The following is a 6,122-nucleotide window of genomic DNA, read 5'->3' as shown; positions in this document are numbered from 1 at the left end:
AGCCTAACACGTTAACATATATTTTTTTTACAACTTAATTATAATCCCAATTTTATTCATTACAAACAAAAAAAGAGATAGGTTTCTATCTCTTTTTAAAAATCAAAAGGGTATTTTAATATTATGCAGCTAACTCGTCTGAATCTTCATCAGTGGGCTTTGGTCCACTGTCAAGCCCTTTTGCATTTACATCACGTTCAATAAATTCGATAACTGCCATATCAGCAGCATCACCATAACGGACACCCGCTTTCAACACACGCAAATATCCACCTTGACGCGCTTTGTAACGATCAGCGATAACAGAAAATAACTTGGCAACAATAGTCTCGTCACGCAACATGGCATAAGCCTGTCTACGTGCATGCAAATCACCACGTTTTCCCAATGTCACAAGTTTCTCGACAACAGGACGTAATTCCTTAGCTTTTGGCAAAGTCGTTGTAATCTGTTCATGCTTAATTAATGCAACGGCCATATTTCTGAACATTGCAAGGCGATGCGATGAAGTCACACCCAATTTACGGCCGGATATACCGTGACGCATAATTTCAATCCTCTTCTATCATACTATGCTTAAAACAGCTCATCCAGCCGTTTAGCTAACTCTTCAATATTTTCTGGTGGCCAAGCAGGCACATTCATTCCCAATGACAATCCCATTGAAGAAAGAACTTCCTTGATTTCATTCAATGACTTGCGACCAAAATTAGGAGTGCGTAACATTTCTTGCTCTGTCCGCTGCACCAGGTCGCCAATATACACAATGTTATCATTCTTGAGACAGTTGGCGCTACGAACTGACAATTCAAGCTCATCAACTTTGCGCAATAAATTACGATTGAATGGAAGCTCTTCCTTAGGCTCTTCCGTCACGACTGGTTTAGGCTCATCGAAATTGATAAAAAGCTGGAACTGATCTTGCAGAATACGCGCAGCCAAAGCTACGGCATTTTCAGGCGTTACAGAACCATCTGTTTCCAAAGTCAATAACAGCTTGTCATAATCTGTTACCTGACCAACACGGGTTGGCTCAACTTTATAGGAAACACGACGAACAGGTGAATATATCGCGTCAATTGGAATCATCCCAATCGGAGCATCCTCCTGACGGTTAGTAGAGGCAGGTACATAACCTTTACCCATTTCAACGGTAAATTCCATACCCAACTTTATTCCATCATCAAGTGTGCAAATCACAAGATCAGGATTCATGATTTCAATATCATGATCTGCCTGAATCTGTCCAGCTGTAACTTGCCCCGGACCTACCGCGGACAAAATCATCCGTTTTGGACCATCACTGTGCATACGTATGGCCAGTTGCTTAACATTCAGGACAATATCCGTGACATCTTCCCGCACACCATTGACTGATGAGAATTCATGAAGAACGCCATCAATACGAACAGCTGTAACAGCAGCCCCTTGAAGAGAAGATAAAAGTACTCGCCGAAGCGCATTACCGAGCGTCATGCCGAAGCCACGTTCAAGCGGCTCCGCCACCACGGTCGCCACATTTTGTGACGCCGAGCCCGGTTCGACTTCCAGCTTCTCCGGCTTAATAAGAGATTGCCAGTTTTTCTGGAGGACCAAGGTGGTGGCCTTTCAATTCAAATTATTACCAAAAAAAGTAACAAAATCTTAACCTCGAAGTCAGCTTTTGTTACTTGAATATTATTTCCATTCATTATTGATTGAAAATAATATACGAAAGATTAAACGCGACGACGTTTACGTGGACGACATCCGTTATGTGGCACTGGCGTGGTATCCCGGATTGAAGTAACCGTAAAACCTACCGCCTGCAAAGCACGCAATGCGCTTTCACGTCCAGATCCCGGTCCAGACACTTCAATTTCAAGAGTTTCCATACCATGTTCACGAGCTTTACGTCCCGCATCCTCAGCTGCAACCTGTGCTGCATAAGGTGTAGATTTGCGTGAACCTTTAAATCCCTGAGCACCCGCTGAAGACCATGAAATTGCATTTCCTTGAACATCAGAGATAGTGATCATCGTATTATTAAACGTAGACAAAACATGCGCTACGCCAGAAGTAATGTTTTTGCGTTCTTTTTTTCTGAGACGCGGTGTGGCGGGTTTCGCCATGGCTTTTATTATCCTGTCCGTTTAGTTATAAAAAATTAAAACAAACCAAGGGTTAACGTGTTACTTTTTTCTTACCAGCAATAGCAACCGCCTTACCCTTACGTGTACGAGCATTTGTATGAGTTCTCTGGCCTCTTACAGGCAAACCACGACGATGACGCAATCCACGGTAACATCCCAAGTCCATCAAACGCTTGATATTCATCGAAATTTCACGACGAAGATCACCCTCAACCTGATACTCGCTATCAATTAACTCACGGATTTTCAGAACCTCATCATCTGAAAGTTCGTTCACCCTACGTTCGTCAGGAATTGACAATTTATTACAAATTTCCTGCGCTTTTGTCGGCCCAATGCCGTATATATAACGCAGACCAATGGTTACCCGCTTATTCGTCGGGATGTTTACGCCGGCAATACGCGCCACGCCCAATACTCCTTAATTAGCCTTAATAATTTAGGTCTATTCTTAACAGCTAGCCACTAAAAAAGCAACAGTTACGAGATCAATAACTGTTTCATTAATAACTAACGTGTTTGAAACACTTTTAAAAGCATCAATATAACTTTCATACTAACAGAGTCAATATAGTATGATAATTTTTTCACAAAAATATAAATTTACATTTTATTTTTTTTTAAAATTAAATCAATATCTTTTGTCACCTCATCCACATTTTTCATACCATCAATGGGATACAAGCATTTTTTTTCTTTATAATATGGCAATAAGGGAGCGGTCTGTTCGCGATAGACTTTTAAACGTTCCAGAACGGTATATTTATTATCATCAGCTCTTGAAACAAATTCCGTTGAACCGCATGCATCACAGACTCCGTCTTTTTTTGGTTTTTTAGAAAGTTTATTATAACTGGCACCACATTTTGCACAACTAAACCGGTTGGAAATTCGCTCCGCAAGTATTTCTTCATCCACTTTTAATAATAATACAGCATCAAGTTTCAGATGTTCAGAGACAAACATTTTATCCAACGCTTTTGCTTGATCCACATTGCGAGGGAAACCATCAAGAATGAAACCGTTTTTACAATCATCCTTTTTAATTCTTTTTGCAATCATTTCAACCATCAGATCATCAGGAAACAATAACCCCTTATCCATAATATCCTTGGCTTTTTTCCCGATTTCTGACCCAGATCTCACCTCAGCCCTCAGCATATCTCCTGTGGAGATTTGCGCGATATGATATTTTTCTGACAAACGTTGAGCCTGCGTCCCTTTACCTGCCCCTGGTGGGCCCAAAAATATTAGCTTCACCGTTTTTTTCCTTTTCCAAACCTGGATTTGCGTAATAGACCCTGATATTGGTGCGCAACCAAATGGGATTGAACCTGCGTTACCGTATCTATTGTCACGGAAACTATGATTATCAAACTGGTTCCACCAAAATAGAAGGGAACATTGTAATGATTGATTAAAAATTGTGGCAATAAACAGACAACAACAAGATATAGCGCTCCAATTGTTGTTAACCGTGTCAGGATATTATCAAAATAGGTTGCTGTATTTGCACCTGGACGAATACCGGGAATAAATCCACCCTGTTTTCGTAAATTATCTGCCGTTTCTTTGGGATTAAAGGATACAGCTGCATAAAAATATGAGAAGAAAATAATCATGGCAGCATAAAAGACCATATATAAAATATGACCCTGACCGAATTCCTGTCCTAGATATGCCAACCATCCTGGTGTCGATTCATTTGATAGAAATCCAGCTATTGTTACAGGTATCAATAAAACTGAAGACGCAAAAATAGGCGGTATAACCCCAGCGGTATTAACTTTTAATGGCATATGTGTTGAATCACCACCATACATTCGTTGCCCAACCTGCCGTTTGGGATATTGTATGACAACTCTTCTTTGCGCCTGTTCCATAAACACGATAAAGGCGATTGTAACCGCTGCCAATACAAGAAATGCAACGACAAAAAATGGAGACAAAGCGCCAGTGTAACCCAGTTGAAATAAACTTGCCAAAGCCGTTGGTAAATTGGCGACAATACCGGCAAAAATAATCAATGATATTCCATTACCGACCCCGCGTGCCGTGATTTGTTCCCCCAACCACATCAAAAACATCGTTCCCCCAACCAGCGTGATGACGCAGGTTAACAAGAAAAGCAATCCCGGATTGGTAACGGCAGAACCTGCGGGACTTTTCATACTTTCCAACCCAATGGCAATTCCATAAGCCTGGAATAAAGCAATGAAAACCGTCAGGTAACGTGTATATTGATTAAGCTTTTTACGTCCTTGCTCCCCTTCCTTTTTCAAGGCTTCAAGAGATGGCATCGCAGAGGACATCAACTGAATGATAATAGATGCACTAATATAGGGCATGATGTTCAGGGCAAAAATGGTCATACGACCCAAGGCGCCACCACTGAACATGTCAAACATACCAAGAATACCACCCTGGTGTTTAGCCAGCAATTGTGCCATTACCGTAGCATCCACTCCCGGAACCGGGATATAGGTACCTAGACGGTAAATAATTAACGCACCCAATGTAAACCAAATACGCTTTTTTAATTCAGTTGCTTTAGAAAACGCACTGACATTAATATTCGCCGCTAGTTGTTCGGCCATAGAGGCCATAATTTTTATCCTTTCAAAAAAAACAGCGTCACCGTAACGAAACGGGACGCTGTAATTTTACCTTAAAATTAGAATGTAACATAATGTTTTGATCTAAAAATTGATCAAACTTAAATTATATTACCTCTTCATTTCCTAGGCATCTGCAGAAACATCCCCAGATGACGATAAAAGCTTTAGAGAACCACCAGCTTTTTTTACCGCTTCAACAGCTGCCGCTGATGCTCTTGACACTTCCAAGTTGATGGCCTGATTTAGATTTCCATTAGCAAGCAAACAGACGCCAGAGTATTTTTTTCCCTTAAATAAACCGGCTTCACGCAATGCTTTTTCATCGATTAAAGATGATGCATTCAATTTACCCTGCTCAATAGCGGATGAAAGGGTCCGAAGATTAATTTCCACATAATTTTTGCGAAAAATATTCTTGAACCCTCTTTTTGGCATACGACGGTAAAGTGGAAGCTGTCCACCTTCAAAGCCATTGATTGCCACACCTGAACGTGCCAACTGACCTTTCACGCCTTTACCTGATGTTTTGCCTTTACCAGAACCAATACCTCGTCCAAGACGTTTTTTACGGTATCTCGCTCCGGCATTATCACGAAGTTCATTTAGATTCATTTATCCCTCCACCTTAACGAGGTGGCGAATCTTATTGATCATTCCCTGGACAGCTGGTGTGTTTACCAACTCACGGGTTGCACCAACACGATTCAAGCCAAGACCAGTCAATGTTTGCTTTTGATCTTTCTTACGACCAATTGCAGATGCTATCTGAGTTACTTTTACCGTATTACTAGCCATTTACAGCCTCCGCATTTTGAGACGCATGGCCAGAATCACGGCGACCAAGAATTTCAGACACCTTCTTTCCACGTCTTGCTGCAACAACTCTTGGACTTGCACATCTACGCAATGCATCAAAAGTTGCCTTTACCATATTATGTGGATTACGTGAACCTGTTGATTTCGCAACAACATCATTAATTCCAAGGCTTTCAAAAACCGCACGCATTGGACCGCCAGCAATAATACCAGTTCCCGAATCGGCAGATCTTAACACGACCTTACCGGCGCCATAAAAACCTTGCACATCATGATGCAATGTTCTGCCTTCTTTCATGGGAACACGTATCATTGATTTTTTAGCCTGCTCAGTTGCCTTGCGAATTGCTTCAGGCACCTCTCTGGCTTTACCGGCACCATATCCTACACGTCCACGCTGATCACCAACGACGACCAATGCAGCAAAGGCAAAGCGTCGACCACCTTTTACAACTTTAGCAACACGATTAATCGATACCAATTTGTCGATCAAATCTTCATTTTCACGTTCACGTCCACCGCGACCGCCTTCTTTCACTTCACGTGCCATTCGCGA

General features: G+C 41.6%; 9 protein-coding genes. All 9 read right to left on the bottom strand.

From position 1 onward, the window contains the following. Positions 1-121 precede the first annotated feature (121 nt). On the bottom strand, positions 122-547 hold the full coding sequence (rplQ, locus tag U0839_RS01095) for a 50S ribosomal protein L17 (RefSeq protein WP_155565775.1): 426 nt from the start codon (positions 545-547) through the stop codon (positions 122-124). A 29-nt stretch (positions 548-576) separates the two neighbouring features. Continuing rightward, positions 577-1,596, bottom strand: coding sequence for a DNA-directed RNA polymerase subunit alpha (locus U0839_RS01090; RefSeq protein ID WP_413549885.1), 1,020 nt, complete (start codon positions 1,594-1,596; stop codon positions 577-579). Positions 1,597-1,718: 122 nt separating this feature from the next. Next, positions 1,719-2,111 carry a 30S ribosomal protein S11 gene (gene rpsK, locus U0839_RS01085; RefSeq protein ID WP_110438383.1) on the bottom strand — a complete coding sequence of 131 codons (393 nt, stop codon included), beginning with the start codon at positions 2,109-2,111 and terminating at the stop codon, positions 1,719-1,721. Positions 2,112-2,163: 52 nt separating this feature from the next. Next, positions 2,164-2,541 (bottom strand): 30S ribosomal protein S13, encoded by a 378-nt coding sequence (gene rpsM / locus U0839_RS01080; protein ID WP_110438384.1) that lies wholly within the window; start codon positions 2,539-2,541, stop codon positions 2,164-2,166. A gap of 194 nt (positions 2,542-2,735) precedes the next feature. Next, the gene (locus tag U0839_RS01075; RefSeq protein WP_413549884.1) at positions 2,736-3,392 is read right to left on the bottom strand and encodes an adenylate kinase; all 657 of its coding nucleotides are present in this window, start codon (positions 3,390-3,392) and stop codon (positions 2,736-2,738) included. After that, complete coding sequence (gene secY, locus U0839_RS01070) at positions 3,389-4,738, bottom strand: preprotein translocase subunit SecY (RefSeq protein WP_155565778.1); 1,350 nt, start codon at positions 4,736-4,738, stop codon at positions 3,389-3,391. The genes U0839_RS01075 and secY overlap by 4 nt, the downstream gene beginning before the upstream one ends. 135 nt (positions 4,739-4,873) lie before the next feature. After that, complete coding sequence (gene rplO / locus U0839_RS01065) at positions 4,874-5,362, bottom strand: 50S ribosomal protein L15 (RefSeq protein WP_110438387.1); 489 nt, start codon at positions 5,360-5,362, stop codon at positions 4,874-4,876. Beyond that, positions 5,363-5,545 (bottom strand): 50S ribosomal protein L30, encoded by a 183-nt coding sequence (gene rpmD / locus U0839_RS01060; protein ID WP_155580744.1) that lies wholly within the window; start codon positions 5,543-5,545, stop codon positions 5,363-5,365. It abuts the gene before it with no gap. Beyond that, positions 5,538-6,116: a 30S ribosomal protein S5 gene (gene rpsE / locus U0839_RS01055; RefSeq protein WP_110438389.1), complete on the bottom strand. Its 579-nt coding sequence runs from the start codon at positions 6,114-6,116 to the stop codon at positions 5,538-5,540. Before rpsE ends, rpmD begins: the two co-directional genes overlap by 8 nt. Between the last annotated feature and the right edge of the window lie 6 nt (positions 6,117-6,122).

The organism is Commensalibacter sp. A3DC, assembly GCF_047307945.1.
Taxonomy (GTDB): Bacteria; Pseudomonadota; Alphaproteobacteria; order Acetobacterales; family Acetobacteraceae; genus Commensalibacter; species Commensalibacter melissae.
Note: the sequence above shows the minus strand (reverse complement) of the source record. Positions and strands in the feature narration are given on the sequence as shown.